Consider the following 670-nt stretch of genomic DNA (forward strand, 5'->3'; position numbering starts at 1 on the left):
ATAACGTTGTATAAATCTTCTTTTGGTAATGATTGCGTTTATACAGAAATTGATAAAAACACTGCAAAATGAAAAAAAAGCTTCTCTTCATTTTAATCTTGGCCTTTGGTTTAACCAGCTGCGACCTCCTGAAAGTAGGAGATGCGGATAAAGAGCCCCAATTACCACCAATTACTAACACCGGTCAAAACACTTTTGGTGCCAAGGTTAATGGTAAAATTATGGTCGTGAACGACATCGTCAAATTAACTGCAATCCATCAATTTCCTGATGCTTTAAATATTGGGGGGGGGTATATCGACCCAAAGAAGAATATTGATCAACGAATTCAAATGAGTATCAATGGAGAGGAGGTTAAGGTTGGAACATATGAAATATCTTCTCAGAATACCGATACTAGAGAATTTGCTTATATCGATGATGCTTCAAATTGTATTTATTTGAAGAGCTTTAATAGCAGTACAAAATATGAAGGGACACTTGAAATAGTTTACCTTGATAGGGCCAACACTATTATTTCTGGAATTTTCTCATTTAGAATAAGTGTAGATGGCTGTCAGGACATTAATGTGACGGATGGCCGCTTTGACCTCAAATACATAGACTAATTTTCCACAAAACTTAATCAATAAACCATGAAAAAGATTTACTCCTTTATGGGGTTTTGGTT

1 protein-coding gene is annotated in these 670 nt (G+C 35.2%); it reads left to right on the forward strand.

The window, feature by feature from the left end:
- Nucleotides 1-68: 68 nt before the first annotated feature.
- A complete protein-coding gene (locus tag B3763_RS03505) occupies nt 69-608 on the forward strand; it encodes a hypothetical protein (RefSeq protein WP_286743740.1) in 540 nt (179 codons plus the stop codon).
- Nucleotides 609-670 lie beyond the last annotated feature (62 nt).

The sequence above is a fragment of the Roseivirga sp. UBA1976 genome (assembly GCF_002336325.1).
Taxonomy (GTDB): domain Bacteria; phylum Bacteroidota; class Bacteroidia; order Cytophagales; family Cyclobacteriaceae; genus Roseivirga; species Roseivirga thermotolerans.